15 protein-coding genes and 1 tRNA gene are annotated in these 14,221 nt (G+C 68.4%); 5 read left to right on the top strand and 11 right to left on the bottom strand.

What is annotated here, in order from left to right; translation table 11 throughout:
* The first annotated feature begins 104 nt into the window (after positions 1–104).
* Entirely contained in the window at positions 105–1,004 is a 900-nt protein-coding gene (locus ACE3T2_RS03375; protein WP_374654706.1) for a cobalamin biosynthesis protein CbiG, read from the top strand.
* On the opposite strand, the gene ACE3T2_RS03370 is transcribed toward ACE3T2_RS03375, so the two are convergent.
* Both ACE3T2_RS03370 and ACE3T2_RS03365 read right to left on the bottom strand, forming a co-directional pair.
* A complete protein-coding gene (locus tag ACE3T2_RS03370) occupies positions 1,001–1,402 on the bottom strand; it encodes a VanZ family protein (RefSeq protein WP_374654704.1) in 402 nt (133 codons plus the stop codon). The genes ACE3T2_RS03375 and ACE3T2_RS03370 overlap by 4 nt on opposite strands.
* Positions 1,403–1,462: 60 nt before the next feature.
* Entirely contained in the window at positions 1,463–2,839 is a 1,377-nt protein-coding gene (locus tag ACE3T2_RS03365) for an MATE family efflux transporter (protein ID WP_374654702.1), read from the bottom strand.
* Positions 2,840–3,003: 164 nt separating this feature from the next.
* Between ACE3T2_RS03365 and ACE3T2_RS03360 the strand changes: the two genes are divergently transcribed.
* Positions 3,004–3,486: a DUF4188 domain-containing protein gene (locus tag ACE3T2_RS03360; protein WP_374654700.1), complete on the top strand. Its 483-nt coding sequence runs from the start codon at positions 3,004–3,006 to the stop codon at positions 3,484–3,486.
* Here the strand turns inward: ACE3T2_RS03360 and ACE3T2_RS03355 are convergent.
* The 5 genes from ACE3T2_RS03355 to glmU all read right to left on the bottom strand — a co-directional run bounded on the left by ACE3T2_RS03355 (position 3,483) and on the right by glmU (position 9,607).
* The gene (locus ACE3T2_RS03355; protein WP_374654698.1) at positions 3,483–4,862 is read right to left on the bottom strand and encodes a class II 3-deoxy-7-phosphoheptulonate synthase; all 1,380 of its coding nucleotides are present in this window, start codon (positions 4,860–4,862) and stop codon (positions 3,483–3,485) included. The genes ACE3T2_RS03360 and ACE3T2_RS03355 overlap by 4 nt on opposite strands.
* 93 nt (positions 4,863–4,955) lie before the next feature.
* Positions 4,956–6,146, bottom strand: coding sequence for an O-antigen ligase family protein (locus tag ACE3T2_RS03350; RefSeq protein WP_374654696.1), 1,191 nt, complete (start codon positions 6,144–6,146; stop codon positions 4,956–4,958).
* A complete protein-coding gene (gene gor, locus ACE3T2_RS03345; RefSeq protein ID WP_374654694.1) occupies positions 6,143–7,519 on the bottom strand; it encodes a glutathione-disulfide reductase in 1,377 nt (458 codons plus the stop codon). Before gor ends, ACE3T2_RS03350 begins: the two co-directional genes overlap by 4 nt.
* 11 nt (positions 7,520–7,530) lie before the next feature.
* Positions 7,531–8,220 (bottom strand): ribose-5-phosphate isomerase RpiA, encoded by a 690-nt coding sequence (rpiA, locus tag ACE3T2_RS03340; protein WP_374654692.1) that lies wholly within the window; start codon positions 8,218–8,220, stop codon positions 7,531–7,533.
* A gap of 37 nt (positions 8,221–8,257) precedes the next feature.
* A complete protein-coding gene (glmU, locus tag ACE3T2_RS03335; protein WP_374654690.1) occupies positions 8,258–9,607 on the bottom strand; it encodes a bifunctional UDP-N-acetylglucosamine diphosphorylase/glucosamine-1-phosphate N-acetyltransferase GlmU in 1,350 nt (449 codons plus the stop codon).
* Positions 9,608–9,691: 84 nt separating this feature from the next.
* Here glmU and gph point away from each other — a divergent pair, with 84 nt between their 5' ends.
* From gph to ACE3T2_RS03320, 3 genes are all read left to right on the top strand, one after another.
* Positions 9,692–10,405, top strand: a complete 714-nt coding sequence (gph, locus tag ACE3T2_RS03330) for a phosphoglycolate phosphatase (RefSeq protein ID WP_374654688.1) — start codon at positions 9,692–9,694, stop codon at positions 10,403–10,405.
* Between the two features lie 18 nt (positions 10,406–10,423).
* Positions 10,424–10,498, top strand: a tRNA-Val gene (locus ACE3T2_RS03325).
* Between the two features lie 28 nt (positions 10,499–10,526).
* Positions 10,527–11,219, top strand: coding sequence for a DsbA family protein (locus ACE3T2_RS03320; RefSeq protein ID WP_374654686.1), 693 nt, complete (start codon positions 10,527–10,529; stop codon positions 11,217–11,219).
* Here the strand turns inward: ACE3T2_RS03320 and ACE3T2_RS03315 are convergent.
* From ACE3T2_RS03315 to ACE3T2_RS03300, 4 genes are read right to left on the bottom strand one after another with little or no spacing between them, the layout of a single operon-like run.
* Positions 11,216–12,160 (bottom strand): ornithine cyclodeaminase family protein, encoded by a 945-nt coding sequence (locus ACE3T2_RS03315; RefSeq protein ID WP_374654684.1) that lies wholly within the window; start codon positions 12,158–12,160, stop codon positions 11,216–11,218. The genes ACE3T2_RS03320 and ACE3T2_RS03315 overlap by 4 nt on opposite strands.
* Before the next feature lie 3 nt (positions 12,161–12,163).
* On the bottom strand, positions 12,164–12,598 hold the full coding sequence (locus tag ACE3T2_RS03310) for an SgcJ/EcaC family oxidoreductase (RefSeq protein ID WP_374654682.1): 435 nt from the start codon (positions 12,596–12,598) through the stop codon (positions 12,164–12,166).
* An 8-nt stretch (positions 12,599–12,606) separates the two neighbouring features.
* Positions 12,607–13,230 carry a peptidylprolyl isomerase gene (locus tag ACE3T2_RS03305; protein WP_374654680.1) on the bottom strand — a complete coding sequence of 208 codons (624 nt, stop codon included), beginning with the start codon at positions 13,228–13,230 and terminating at the stop codon, positions 12,607–12,609.
* 52 nt (positions 13,231–13,282) lie between these two features.
* Positions 13,283–14,113, bottom strand: a complete 831-nt coding sequence (locus ACE3T2_RS03300; protein WP_374654678.1) for a TonB-dependent receptor domain-containing protein — start codon at positions 14,111–14,113, stop codon at positions 13,283–13,285.
* Positions 14,114–14,221: the final 108 nt, after the last annotated feature.

Here is a 14,221-nt window from a genome sequence, read left to right as displayed (position 1 = left end):
CGACCCGCGCCACCGGCCCTCTGCGGACCGATCGACGCGTTGCCCCGTTGGCCGGCTCTGGGCGAGCCGCTACAAGCACGGGTCAGTATTTTCCGGAGCGTCCCGTGTCCCGCCTCTTCAGCGCCTATGTGATCGTCGACTGGAGCGCCGCGGCCAAGCCGGCCACCGGCCCGGATTCGGTCTGGATCGGGGTGATGAAGCGCGACCTGCGCTTTCGCCTGACCTTCGAAGCTTTCAATCCGGCGACCCGCGCCGAGGCCGAGAAGAAGCTTGTCGAGATCCTGGACGATTTCAAAAAGCGGGGCGAGCGCGCCCTGGTGGGCTTCGACTTTCCCCTTGGCTTCCCGCGCGGACTGGCCCGAGGGCTGAACCTGGCCGGCGAGCACCCCTGGCGCGCCGTCTGGGACCAGTTGGACAAGATGGTCAAGGACAAGGCCGACAACACCAACAATCGCTTCGGCGTCGGTTCGGAGATCAACCGGCGGCTGACTGGCGGCCCCTTCCCGTTCTGGGGCTGTCCGCCGAAGGACGCCCTGACCACCCTCCAGCCCAAGCGGCCCCGCGCCCACGGCCCGGACGATCTGCCCGAGTTCCGCCACGCGGACCTGGCGGCCAAGGGCGCGGCCTCGATCTGGAAGCTTTATTACAACGGCTCGGTCGGCGGTCAGGCGATCCTGGGCATTCCGGCGGTCCGCCGACTGAAGCTGGCGCGCGGCGAAGCGATGAAGGTCTGGCCGTTCGAGGGTGGCTTCAAGGCCCTGACCGAGGCCGACCTGGCCGGCGTCGAGGTGGTGGTCGCCGAGGTCTATCCCTCGCTCTACAAGGCTCAGCCGCAACCGGGCGAGATCAAGGACCAGGCCCAGGTGCGCGTCACCGCCGAGCACTTCGCGCGGCTGGACGAGACCGGCAAGCTGGGCGCGATCTTCGCGGCGACCAGGTCGGCGGCGGATGTCGTGGTGGACGCCGAGACCGAGGAAGGCTGGATCCTGGGCGTCGAGGCTTAAGCGGCCTCTTTCACCGCATCGCTCGCGCGACGGCGCCGCTCGACCACCGGCGGGCTGCGCAGCGACTGCAGCCACATCGGAACCCAGACCGCGAATGCCCCGACGGCGTCGGCGCTCAGGTCTCCAAGGCTGACGCCCCGGTGCGTGAACATCTGGGCGATCTCGATCGAACCGCCCAACAGCACCGCCGCCAACGTGATCTCCAGCCGCCGGTTCTTAGGAAACGCCGCCATCATCAGCGCCGTGAGGCCGTAGAACGCGACGAAGTGGGCCGCCTTATCGGCCGGCACGAAGTTCTTCTCGACGCCCTGGAGCGAGGGCGTGATCATTCCCACGGCGCAGACGGCGGCGGCGAGGACCAGCAGGAAGCGCGCGAGGATCTTGGACGAGAGAACCATGGCGCGAAGTCATGGCAGGTCAGCGTGAATCGACCGTTCACCGCGAGAAAAATACTGCGGCTACAACCCGCGCCGCGCCAGGATCGCAAAGCGCGATCCCAGCAGACCCGCCGACAGGAACGAAGCGGCGATGACCGCCCAGACGATGCCATTGAGGCCGATCTTCAGATGGATCGCCAGAAACCAGGCGAGTGGCATCATCACCAGCACATAGCTGGTCATATGGGTGAAGGTCGGCAACCAGACATCGCCCCGCGCACGCAGCGCCTGGGCGATGACCACCTGCAGCGCGTCGACCAGGAAAAACAGGCACGACAGCACCAACGCGGCCGAGGCCATGGCGATGACCTTCGGGTCGGACGTGTAGGCTTGGCTGATCAGGCCGGCGGCGGGCCAGACGACCAGCGAGATGACCAGGCCGAAGGCCGCGGTAATGCCGAAGCCGATCAGGCCCGAGCGCACCACGCCGTGCGCGTCGCGCGCGCCATAGGCGCGGCCGACCATGACCGCCGTACCCGTCGACAGCCCGAGCGGCACCATGAAGATGATCGCCGCCACGTTCAGCACCACGGCCCAGGCCGCGACGCTGAGGCCGCCCATCCAGCCGGCGAAGACGTTCATCGACGCGAAGGCCGCGACCTCGAAGAAGTTCGAGGCGCCGGCGCCGTAGCCGATACGGCGTTGTTCGACCTCGGCCGGGCGGTCGCGCTCGGACTTGTCGAAGACGCCCAGCCCCCGGGCCTCGGGCATCCGCCAGATGTAGACGAGGAACGCGAGCGCCAGGAACGTCCGGGCGCCCGTGGTCGCCCAGGCGCCGCCCACTGCGCCGAGCGCGGGAAGCCCGAAATTGCCGGGCACCAGCACCAACAGCAGGGCCAGGTTCACCCCGTTGGCCGCCCACATCATCACCGCCCCTGGCTTGGGCCGGCCGAGCCCTTCCAGCCAGAAGCTGGCCGCGACGCTGAAGGCGTAGCCGGGCAGCGACAGGGCGAAGATCAGCATGGCGCGCGCCGCCCCGTCGGCGAGGTCCGTCTCCAACCCGATCAGGTGCAGGAACGTGGGGCCGCCAAGCAGGGTCACCGCGGTGGAGATGGCGCCGATCCAGAAGGCGTAGGCCAGGCCGCGGCGCAGCACCGCCCCGGTGAGGTCGCGACGCCCCTGCCCGATCCGGCGAGCGGTCATCACCTGGACGCCGGTCAGCAGGCCCACGCACATGGTCACCACCACGCTGGTCGGCGCCCAGGCCAAGGCATGATAGCCCAGCTGGGTGGCGGAGAAGCGGCCGACGACGATGGCGTCGGACAGGCCCATCACCATGATGCCCAGGCGCGACAGCACCACCGGCCACGAGAGCTTCCACAGCTCGGCGGTTTCTTTGCGGACAACGTCGATTTCGCGCCCTCCCGAGGGAAGGGCCGCCTGGGCCGGGTCGGCCATGGTCTCACCGGTTTTCAAAGAGGCGCGGAACGTGAGGCTTTGCAGGCCGCAAGGCAAGGGCGAGCTTGGCCCTGGCGCCTTTTTTTCAGGCGCCCTCGCCGCCTCCATACGCCCTCGACGAGGATGGCTTACAGCGTATATTACGCGAGTCCAGGGAGGGCCTCATGAGCAGGATCATCGCCAATCGGATGTGCGCCGAGCTGGAGGGCGAGTTCGTCGTCTTCCTGATCGGCATGCGGATCAACAAACTCTGGAAGGTCTGGAAATGGTGGCCCGTCGCCCAGGCCATGCCGCGCATGCTGATAGAGCTGGCGAAGCGTCCCGAGCTCGGCCTGCTTCACGCGCGCAGCCACTTCGGCTTGCCGGTCGTCATGGTCGTGCAGTACTGGCGCAGCTTCGAGGCGCTCGAAGCCTATGCCCGCAGCGGCTCCAACGCCCACCTGCCCGCCTGGCAGGCGTTCAACCGCGCGGTCGCCTCGAACGGCGACGTCGGCATCTGGCACGAGACCTATGTGGTCAAGGCCGGCGCCTACGAGAACGTCTACAACAACATGCCGGCCTTCGGCCTGGGCGCGGCGGGCGTCCTGAAGGAAGCCCAGGGCGCCCGGCAGGCGGCGCGCCAGCGGATGGCCGCGGCGGCGGGTTAGACCGCCGCGCGCAGAGCCGCTTCCAGCCGCTCTTCCTTGAGCTTCTCGGCCACCAGGAAGGCCAGTTCCAGCGCCTGCTCGCCGTTCAGACGCGGGTCGCAGTGCGTGTGGTAGCGGTCGGCCAGGTCGCCTTCGGTCAGGGCGCGAGCCCCGCCCAGGCATTCGGTGACGTTCTGGCCGGTCATCTCCAGGTGCACGCCGCCCGGATGGACGCCTTCTGCCTCGGCGATCTGCACGAAGCTCTTCACCTCGGACAGGATGCGGTCGAAGGGCCGGGTCTTGTAGCCGTTGGCGGCGGTCAGGGTGTTGCCGTGCATCGGGTCGATGGCCCAGACCACCGAGCGGCCCGAGGCCTTGGTCGCCTGCAGCAGGCGCGGCAGGCGCTCGGCGATCTTGTCGTGACCGAAGCGACCGTAGAGCGTCAGACGCCCCGGCTCGTTCTTCGGGTTCAGGGCGTCGATCAGGCGCAGGAGGTCGTCCGGCTCCATAGTCGGGCCGCACTTCACGCCGATCGGGTTCTTGATGCCGCGGAAGAACTCGACATGCGCGCCGTCCAACTGCCGGGTGCGCTCGCCGATCCAGATCAGGTGGGCCGAGGTGTCGTACCATTCGCCGGAGGTGGAATCGACGCGGGTCATCGCCTCCTCGAAGCCCAGCAGCAGGGCCTCGTGGCTGGTGAAGAACTCGACGCGGTGCAGGTCGGGCTGGCTGTCGGGCGTGACGCCGATGGCCGCCATGAAGGTCAGGGCCTCGCTGATCTTCTCGGACAGCTCGCGGTACTTCGCGCCCTGCGGGCTGTCGGCGACGAAGCCGAGGGTCCAGCGGTGGATGTTGTAGAGGTCGGCATAGCCGCCGCCGGCGAAGGCGCGCAGCAGGTTCAGGGTCGCCGCCGACTGGCTGTAGGCCTGCAGCAGGCGCTGCGGGTCGGGCGTGCGCGAGCCGGCGTCGAACTCCATGCCGTTGATGATGTCGCCGCGATACGACGGCAGCTCGACGCCGCCGACGCTTTCGACCGGCGACGAGCGCGGCTTGGCGAACTGGCCGGCCATGCGCCCGACCTTCACCACCGGCTTGCCGCCGGCGAAGGTGAGCACCACCGCCATCTGCAGGATCAGGCGGAAGGTGTCGCGAATGTTGTCGGCGTGGAATTCCTTGAAGCTCTCGGCGCAGTCGCCGCCTTGCAGCAGGAAGGCGCGGCCCTCGGCCACATCGCCCAGCAGGCTCTTCAGTCGACGCGCCTCACCGGCAAACACCAGCGGCGGCATGCCGCGCAGGGTCTGCTCGACCTTGGTCAGCTCGGCCAGATCCGGATAGTCGGTCGGCACGTGCTTGGCCGGCTTGGTCCTCCAGGAGGCAGGTGTCCAGTGGTCGCTCATGTTCCAACTCCGCGCCCGGCTCGATCGGGCCGCTGGCTTCTAAACCCGGAAAGGCCGGGCCGTCGATGACCTAGGCGCCGTTTGCGCCCGGCGCTAGGCCTTTTCGGCCACGCCCTGGCGGTGAAGGGCCAGGCATCCGGTGGCGGCCACGGCGCCCACAGCCAGCCACCATTCCTGCCAGAGGCCAAAGGAGACCGCCCCCATGACGAGATAGGCGCTGGCCACCGCAACGGCGACGGCGGCGGCAGGATCGCGCCCGCGTTTCGCCTGGCGGGCGATGGCGACCGCGAAGAACACAGCCATGGCCATGGCGCCGATCAGTCCCAGTTCCAGCCACGCCTGTAGCGCGCCGTTGTGGGGATGCAGGGCGATGCCGGGTCCGAACATGCGGCTGGCGTCGATCCCCCAGCCGCGGAACGGATGGTCGCCGATCCAGTCGACCGCGTGACGCCAGTAACCCATCCGCATCGACCAGGAGAGCTCTACTTTCTCCTCGATGGCCTGGAAGACGCCGGTCTTGCGCGCGGCGAACACCACGAGGGGCGCGGCCAGGACATAGGCCGCCGCGCCGGCCGCGATCACCCGCGGTCCTCCGGTGGGCCAGGCCCAGGCCAGCGCCGCCGCGCAGAGCCCGACCACCAGCGCCAGGGTCGGCGCGTCGGCGGCCAGCCCGAGGGTCGCGGCGATCACTCCAGCGGCGATCAGCAGGCCTGGCCAGGGACCTCCGCCGGTTCGCCAGGCGGCGAGCGCGCCGATGGGGGCCAGGGCCGCAAGGGCGTAGGCGCCCTGGGCCACGTTCTTGACGCCGAGGTCGGGACGGATGGGATCGCCGATGGCGTCGCGCAGGCTGCGATAGAGCAGCGCGCCGCTCGCCGCCTCGATGACCAGCACAACGCCGTAAGCGGCCAAGCCCCAGGCCAGCAGCTTCAGCGCCAGCTTTCGCGAGGCCGGCGCGGCGCGGCCGGCGGCGCGGAACATCGACCAGTAAAGGATCGCCTCGGCGATCAGCTTCAGCGCCGTGGAATTGCCGAGCTTGGTCGGGTGGTTCGGGCTCCAGACCAGCGACACCGCCGCCCAGCAGACCAACACGAGGATGGCGATGGCCGCGGGCCGGTCGCTCTCCCCGCTTCGAAGGTTCCAGATCGCGGCCAGGCCGCAAATCGCCGCCAGCGGCGCGAAGGCCAGCGGCGCGAGCCAGGCGACCAGCGGCGTGAGCCCGAACAGGAGGACGAGCACGCCCCCCAGCCAGAGTTCGCCCCGCCCGGCCCCCTGCCCTGTCGTCACGCGGCCGCGCCCTGGGGCACGTACTTGTCGCGCATGGTGACCAACTCCTCGGCCAGAGTCGGGTGCACCGCGCAGGTCGAATCCCACTGCTGCTTGGTCACCCCCATCTTGAGGGCGATAGCCGCCATCTGGATTATTTCCGGCGCGTCCGGGCCCACCACGTGGCAACCCAGGATCTTCTGCGAAGCGGCGTCCACCACCAGCTTGATCAGGCACCGCTCGTCGCCCCCGTAAAAGGTCGTCTTCATCGGACGGAAGCGGGACAGGTAGATGTCGACCTTGCCATGAAGATGGCGAGCGTCGGCCTCCGAGAGGCCGACCGAACCGACCGGCGGCTGGGAGAACACCGCCGACGCCACCATGTCGTGATCGAAGGTGGTCGGGTTGTTGTAGAATTCGGTCTGGGCAAAGGCCGCGCCCTCGCGGATGGCGACCGGCGTCAGGTTGATCCGGTCGGTGACGTCGCCCACGGCCCAGATGTTGTCGACATTGGTCTTCGAGAACTTGTCGACGGCGATGGCGCCGGCCTCGTTCAGTCGCACGCCCGCGTTCTCGAGGCCGAGGCCATCGACATAGGGACGGCGGCCGGTGGCGAACATGACTAGGTCGGTCTCGATGTCGGCGCAGCCGGTCATCTTGTTGACGTAGCCGGTGGCGGTCTTCTCGATGGCCGTATGCTGGCAGCCCAGCATGATCTTCACGCCGCGCTTCTTCATTTCCTCGGCCACATGCGCACGCACGTCGTCGTCGAAGCCGCGCAGCAGGTTCGGACCGCGATAGACGAGGGTGGTGTCGACGCCCAGCCCCGCGAAGATGCCGGCGAACTCGACCGCGATATAGCCGCCCCCGGCGATCAGGATGCGCTTGGGAAGCTCGTCCAGATGGAAGGCTTCTTCCGAGGTGATGATGTGCTCGGCGCCCGGGAATTCGGTCGGCTTCCAGGGCCGCCCGCCGGTGGCGATCAGGATCTTGTCGGCGGTGACGCTCCCCTTGCCTTCCAGTTCGACGGTATGGGCGTCGGCCAGGCGCGCCTTGGCGTGGACGATCTCGGCGCCGGCGTTGCTGAGGTTGGTCACGTAGATGCCCGACAGGCGCGAGATCTCGCGGTCCTTGGCGTCCAGGAACCGCTTCCAGTCGAAGGTCGCCTGGCTGGCCGACCAGCCGTAGCCCTCCGCCACGGCCGCCTGGTTGGCGAATTCCGACGCGTAGACCATGAACTTCTTCGGCACGCAGCCGCGGATGACGCAGGTGCCGCCAACCCGATGCTCCTCGGCCAGCCCGACCTTGGCGCCGGTAAGCGCCGCAAGCCGTCCGGCGCGCACGCCGCCCGAACCGGCCCCGATAACGAAGAGGTCGTAGTCGTACTTGCCCAACTTGCTGCTCCTTAGGGCTCCAGGGTGACGACGCCGTCGGGCGTCCCCACCAGGGCCATGTCCGCCAGGTCGAGGAAGAGGCCGTGATCGACCACGCCGGTCACGCTCTTCAGCGCGTCGGCGAGCTGGGCGGGATCCTCGATGCGCCCGCAAGCTGCGTCATAGATAAGGTTGCCGCCGTCGGTCTTCACGGGGGCGCCGTCCTTGAGCCGCAGGCGCGGCGCGATGCCCAGGTCGCACTCGGCCAGAGCATCGCAAATGCGCAGGGCGGTGATCTCGTGGCCGAAGGCGACAACCTCGATCGGCAGCGGAAACTTGCCGAGGGTCGCGACGCGCTTCTCGGCGTCGGCGATGACGACGCAGCGTTTGGACGCCTCCCAGACCAGCTTCTCACGCAGCAGCGCCGCGCCGCCGCCCTTGATCAGCGACAGGGCCGGGCCGATCTCGTCGGCGCCGTCGACGGTCAGGTCGATCGACTTCACCTGGCCCAGCTCACCCAGCGGGATGCCCAGGCTCTGCGCCAGCTCGGCAGTGGCCAGGGAGGTCGGCACGCCGACGATACCGAGGCCGCGGGCCGCCAGCGCCTTCACGAACCAAGCCGCGGTCGAACCGGTGCCCAGGCCAACCGTCATGCCGTTTTCGACAAGCGCGGCGGCGGCTTCGCCTGCGGCCCGCTTCTGATCGTCTGCGAGAGTGCTCATGGCGGTCACATAGGCCAAGCCGGGTCGCTGGGCGATGCTATTTCTTGGCCTTCTTGGCCAGCTTCATGGCGCGAAACCGGGCCGCCCAGCCTTCCTTCTCGACCTGCTGGCCGCGCTCCAGCGCGAGCGCGTCGGGCGCCACGTCGCGGGTGATCACCGACCCCGAGCCCGTATAGGCTCCCGCACCGATCGTGACCGGCGCCACCAGGGCCGAGTTGGAGCCGACGAAAGCGCCCTCGCCCACATGGGTCTCGTGCTTGTCGAAGCCATCGTAATTGCAAAAGATCGTGCCGGCTCCGAGGTTGGCCTTGGCCCCTACGACGCCGTCGCCGAGATAGCTGAGATGGTTGGCCTTGGCGCCCGGCCCGACCTTGACCTTCTTGACCTCGACGAAGTTGCCGATGTGCGCCTCCTCGCCAATCTCCGCGCCCGGCCGCAGGCGGGCATAGGGCCCGATCAGGGCGCCCGCCTTCACATGAGCGCCCTCCAGATGGCTGAACGCGCGGATCACGGCCTGGGCCTCAATGCGGACGCCGGGGGCGAACACCACGAACTGCTCGATCACGGCGGCGGTGGCGATTTCCGTATCCCAGCTGAAATGGACCGTGTCGGGCGCCAGCATCTGCACGCCTTGCGCCAGGAAATGTGCACGCCGCCGCTGCTGGAAGATCGCCTCGGCCTGGGAGAGCTGCATGGCCGTGTCGGCGCCCATGACCGCGCTTTCGGGCGCGATGGCGGCCTTGACCAGGGCTTCCTCGGCCACCGCGATCTTCACGATGTCGGTCAGATAATATTCGCCCTTGGCGTTGTCGTTGCGCACTTGTGCGAGCCAGCCGAACATCCTGGCGCGGTCGGCGACCATCATGCCGGCGTTGCAGATCTTGACCGACAGCTCCTGTTCGGTGGCGTCGCGCGCCTCGACGATCCGCAGCACATGGCCGTCGGCGCCGCGCAGCACCCGACCGTAGAGCAGCGGGTCGGCCGGCTCGAACGCCAGCATCGCCATGGCCACGCCGTTCTCGCGCAGGTCGAACAGCGGCTCCAGGTCGTGCGGCTCCAGCAGCGGACAGTCACCGTTCAGCACCAGCACGTCGCCATCGAAATCGGCCAGGGCGTCGCGAGCGGCCAGGACGGCGTGGGCGGTGCCGAGCGGCGGGTCCTGTACGGCGACAGCGTCAGCGCCCAGGCGGGCCTCGACCAGCGCGCGCACGCCCGGGCTGTGATTGCCGACCACCACCACGATGCGCTCGCAGCCGCTGGCCTGAACCGTGTCGATCACGCGGTCGAGGATCGCCCGCCCGCCGACCTTGTGAAGCACCTTGGGGGTCGGCGACTTCATGCGCGTTCCCTGGCCGGCGGCCATGATCACTGCGGCGCGTCTGGTCATGGGCGGTCCCTTCGCGAGTCGGCGATGTTGCAATCATCCGGCGTTTAGCCGAAACGGCGAGCGGTTTCGACGGAGGCGACGCGCTTGACCGACCTGACGGCCCTGGCGGGCGCCACCATCGTCTTCGATCTGGACGGAACGCTAGTCGATTCCGCGCCCGACCTGATCGGCACGCTCAACGTGATCCTGCAGCAGGAAGGGATCGCGCCCCTGCCCGTCGACGAGGCCCGGCCCTTCATCGGCCACGGCGCGCGCCGGCTGATCGAGCGCGGGTTCGCGGCCCAAGGCCATCCCGCACCGGCCGAACGCATGCCCGAGCTCTTCGAGCGCTTCATCGCCCACTACAACGAGCACAGCGCCGACCTGACCCGCCCCTTTCCCGGCGCCGTGGCCGCCCTCAAGACCATGAAGGACGCGGGCGCGCGGCTGGCGGTCTGCACGAACAAGCTGACCCGGCTGTCGACGCCGATCCTCCAGCGTTTGGATCTCGCCGGTTTCTTCGACGCGGTGATCGGAGCCGACGCGGCTCCGGCCCCCAAGCCCGACGCGCGACATCTGATTCACACGGTCGAGGCGGCCGGCGGGCGGATCGACCGTGCGGTCATGGTCGGCGACGCATCGACCGACGCGGGCGCGGCGCGCGCCGCAAAGACGCCGCTGATCCTTGTCAGCTTCGGCTACACAGAGATTCCGGTCGCCGAGCTAGGCGCCGACATCCTGGTCGACCACTTCGACGAGATGCCAAAAGCATGTGTTCAGCTTCTCAGCGCTTGCCCGGCGCAAAGCGAGCGGCTATAGGCGCACCCTTCCTGCGGCGGATGCGTAGCTCAGCGGGAGAGCACCTCGTTCACACCGAGGGGGTCACAGGTTCAATCCCTGTCGCATCCACCATTTCTCACCGACATCGCCGGAGCCGCCCGTGACGTTCGCGCACCTGCTTAAGCGCGCGTCGAAGGCCGCGGAGGCCTCTCCGCTGCTGACCCTGGCGGTGCTGGCCGGCGTCGGGGCGCTGATCGCGTTCGTCCTGCGCCTGCAGGGGCCGCCGCCGGTGGTCGTGCGCCTCACACCGGTCGTGGAATCGGTCCTGAGAGACGCCGGCACGCCGCGCGCCGGAGCGGCGGACGCCGATGTGATCGTGGTGGTGTTCACCGACTATCGCTGCCCCATCTGCCGACGCACGGACGCGGCGCTGGAGCGGCTGCTGGCCGCCGATCCTCGTGTGCGGGTGCATTTCAAGGACTGGCCGATCCTAGGCGAGGCCTCGCGACTGGGCGCGCAGGCGGCGCTGGCGGCGCAGCGCCAGGACAAGTACCTGGCCCTGCATCGCGCCCTGATGAGCGATCCTGCGCCTCTGACGGCCGATCGGCTGCCTGAGGTCGCCCGCCGCGCCGGCCTGGACGCGGACCAGCTGACGCGCGACATGGCCGAGCATGCCCGCGACATCGACGAGCAACTGAATCGACATGCGGCCCAGGCCTTCGCACTCGGCTTGAAGGGCACGCCGGCCTATCTGGTCGGCCCGCACTTGATCCAGGGCGGTCTGGACGACCGCCGGTTGGCCCGTGAAGTCGCCAGGGCGCGCAAAGCCGGGCCGCCGAGGCCCTCCAGCTAGATCGCTTCCCGATAAAGCGCCCAGGCGCTGGCCAGGTCCTGCACGACGTGGCCCAGCGACTTGTAGACCGTGATCTGCTCGCGGCTTTGCCGCCCATCGATCTGGCCCGCCAGCACTTGGCCGATCTCGCCGACTACATGATCGTCGCCGACCACGCCGGCGGCCTTGGCGTTGAGGAACTCGGCCCCCTGGGCGATCACGCCCTCGCGGCTGTCGGCGATGAAGCGCGAGCGGCGCACGACGTCATCGTCGGCCTCCGCAGGGCCAGCGCGGCTGGAGCCGACAAGGTTGACGTGGACGCCGGGCGGCAGCCACCCTCCCTTGAGGATCGGCTCGCTGGCGGCTGACACGGTGCAGACGATATCGGCCTGCGCGACCGCCGCCTGCACGTCAGGCGCCGCGCCGACCTGGAGGCCCATTTCGGCGGACATCTCGCGGGCGAAAGCCTCGGCGCGCTCAGGCGCCCTCCCCCATACCAGCACGTTATCGAGGGCGCGCACCTTGGCGATGGCCCGCAGATGGGTCCGGGCCTGCTCGCCATAGCCGAGGATGGCCATGCGCGAGGCGTCCGGCCGGGCGAGCGCGTCGGTGGCCACCGCGCTGGCCGCGGCTGTGCGGATGGCTGTGACTTCCCCCGCGTGGACGACGCAGACCGGCGCGCCGCTCTCCGGCTCGAACAGGACGATGACGCCTTGATGCGACTGTAGTCCGGCTTCGAAGTTCTCCGGGTAGACGCTGATGATCTTCGCACCGAAGGGCGCGCGCTCGCCGAGCGCGCCGGGCATGATCCCAAACATCCTGCCCTGGGCCAGTGGAATGATCGAGCGCAGCAGTTGCCGCGTCTGCCCGGTGGAGAAGGCGATCATCGCCTCGCGCACGATGGGGATGGCGACTTCATAGGTCAGTCGCCTGGCCACCTCGTCGTGGTCGATGAACCGCATGGGTCAGCTCGAATGATCGGAAACGATCCGCCAGCCGTCCTTGGTCTTGTGGAAGATCAGGCTGAAGAGCCCTGTCGCGTCGGTTCCGTCCGGCATCTTCAGGTGAAAGCGGCCGACGACCGCAGCGTAGTCCTTACCCAGCGGGTCGAAGTCGACGATCTCGGTCGAGAGCGGCGGCATCGCCTTTGGATCGGCGAAGCGCGGGGCGTAGGTCGCGCGAATGGCGTCGAAGCCCTGGATGACCTTGCCACCGCTGACATAGTTGATCTGCGGCGCCTTCTCGTAGCTGGCCATGAAGGCGTCGAGGTCGCCGCGGGTCCAGCCGGCGCTGGAATCGGCCAGCACCTTGGCGATGGCCGCACGGTCGTCGGCCAGGGCCGGACCGGCGAACGCGAGGCCGAGCGTCAGGCCGGCGGCGATGAGGAACTTGCGGGGCATAGGGGCTCTCACTTGCGCTTGATCGACAGGATCTGGACCGGGCGTTCCAGAATCTGGCCCTTCACATAGACGACGTCGGTGGGCGCGTTCGAGGGCTGGCCCTGGATCTTCCGCACGACGTCCATGCCCTGGGTCACCCGGCCAAAAGCCGCATAGCCCTGCCCGTCCGGATTGCGCAGCCCCCCGAAGTCGAGGGCGCGGTTGTCGCCGACCGTGATGAAGAACTCCGAGGTCGCCGTGCCCGGGCCGTCGCGGGCCATGGAGATGACGCCGTCGGTGTGGGAAATCCCGCTTGTCGCCGTGGTCTCGTGCGCGATCGGCGGCAGCATCTGGCCGCGGTGAGCCTCGTCGTCGATACCGCCCTGGATCACCTGGATCGGGGCCTTCAAATTCGGATCGGTGTCGGAGCGCACGACGCGATAGAAGCGCGCGCCCGTGAAGCGGCCCTCGTCGATATAGCGCAGGAAATTGGCGACAGTGACCGGCGCCTTGGCGGGATAGAGGTCGAGTTCGACCACGCCCAGGTCGGTGGTCATCACCACAGGGACCACCGCGGGCGCTGCAGCCTGGGCGAGCCCTCCCACGGCCAGGGCGAGCGTGGCGCCGAGGACGGCGCGGCGGATCAGGCTCATATGTCCTCGCAAACAAAAAGGGCCGACGGGCGAACCCGCCGGCCCCGGACGACTAGAACGTCATCCGCACATTGGCTCCGATCGTGCGCGGCGTCACGCGGATACGCGCTTCCGGATCGAACGGGCTGGCAGGCATGGCCCGGATAACGCCGCGATCGTCGAAGGCGTTGTTGGCGTAGACCGAATACTCGACGTTTCCGTAGTTCACGCCAGCGCGCAGGTTAACCAGGGTGTAGGCGTCCATCTTGCGATAGGCCGCCTGGGAGGGGCTGAACTCGGTGGCGCGCTCGCCCATGTACTGGACGTTGCCGTAGACGAAGGCGTCGATCGTGCCGGTGAGCGGGAAGTTATATTCCGCCGAGGCGTTGAAGGTCTTCTCCGGCACGAACGGCGCCTTGTCGCCCTTCTTGGCCTTCAGGTTCACCACGTCGCGCGACAGGCGCGAATTGATGTAGGAACCGCCGGCCGTGAGGGTCAGGCCGTCGATGGGATGGGCCACGACTTCCAGTTCCACGCCGTCCGACACCGCGCCGCCGACGTTCTCGCGGAAACCAAAGCCGCAGTCCAGACGGCGGGCCGTCTGCATGTCGTCCCACACCAGGTGGAAGTAGGAACCGTTCACGCGGATGCGGCCGTCCGCCAGGGTTCCCTTGCCGCCGACTTCGTAGTTCCACAGCTTGTCGGCCGAGAACACGTTCGGGTCGGTTCCGGTGCGCTGGAAGTCGGCCAACTCAGCGGCGCAGACGTCCTTCGGAACCGGGGTGTTGATGCCGCCGTAGCGGAAGCCGCGCGCGGCCTGGGCGTAGACCAGGAAGTCGTCGGTCAGGTCATACGAGACGTTGACCTTCGGATTGTAGCCGTCTTCCTTAGGCTCAGGACCCATTGATGTGATGCGCTCGATCTGATTCAGGCTCTGCAAGGAGATTGGATATGAGCGACCTGTATTGGCTGACGGACGAGCAGATGGAGCGGCTACGGCCGCACTTCCCCA

This window comes from Phenylobacterium sp. (assembly GCF_041919955.1).
GTDB lineage: Bacteria > Pseudomonadota > Alphaproteobacteria > Caulobacterales > Caulobacteraceae > Phenylobacterium.
This window is presented reverse-complemented; position numbering and strand designations above follow the sequence as displayed.

Bases quoted from the DNA above. Each gene is read 5' to 3' on its own strand.
- ACE3T2_RS03355 (WP_374654698.1), bottom strand. From the start codon at position 4,862: ATGAGCGACCACTGGACACCTGCCTCCTGGAGGACCAAGCCGGCCAAG.
- ACE3T2_RS03300 (WP_374654678.1), bottom strand. From the start codon at position 14,113: ATGGGTCCTGAGCCTAAGGAAGACGGCTACAATCCGAAGGTCAACGTC.
- ACE3T2_RS03365 (WP_374654702.1), bottom strand. From the start codon at position 2,839: ATGGCCGACCCGGCCCAGGCGGCCCTTCCCTCGGGAGGGCGCGAAATC.
- rpiA (WP_374654692.1), bottom strand. From the start codon at position 8,220: ATGAGCACTCTCGCAGACGATCAGAAGCGGGCCGCAGGCGAAGCCGCC.
- ACE3T2_RS03360 (WP_374654700.1), top strand. From the start codon at position 3,004: ATGAGCAGGATCATCGCCAATCGGATGTGCGCCGAGCTGGAGGGCGAG.
- ACE3T2_RS03310 (WP_374654682.1), bottom strand. From the start codon at position 12,598: ATGCCCCGCAAGTTCCTCATCGCCGCCGGCCTGACGCTCGGCCTCGCG.
- glmU (WP_374654690.1), bottom strand. From the start codon at position 9,607: ATGACCAGACGCGCCGCAGTGATCATGGCCGCCGGCCAGGGAACGCGC.
- ACE3T2_RS03370 (WP_374654704.1), bottom strand. From the start codon at position 1,402: ATGGTTCTCTCGTCCAAGATCCTCGCGCGCTTCCTGCTGGTCCTCGCC.
- ACE3T2_RS03305 (WP_374654680.1), bottom strand. From the start codon at position 13,230: ATGAGCCTGATCCGCCGCGCCGTCCTCGGCGCCACGCTCGCCCTGGCC.
- ACE3T2_RS03315 (WP_374654684.1), bottom strand. From the start codon at position 12,160: ATGCGGTTCATCGACCACGACGAGGTGGCCAGGCGACTGACCTATGAA.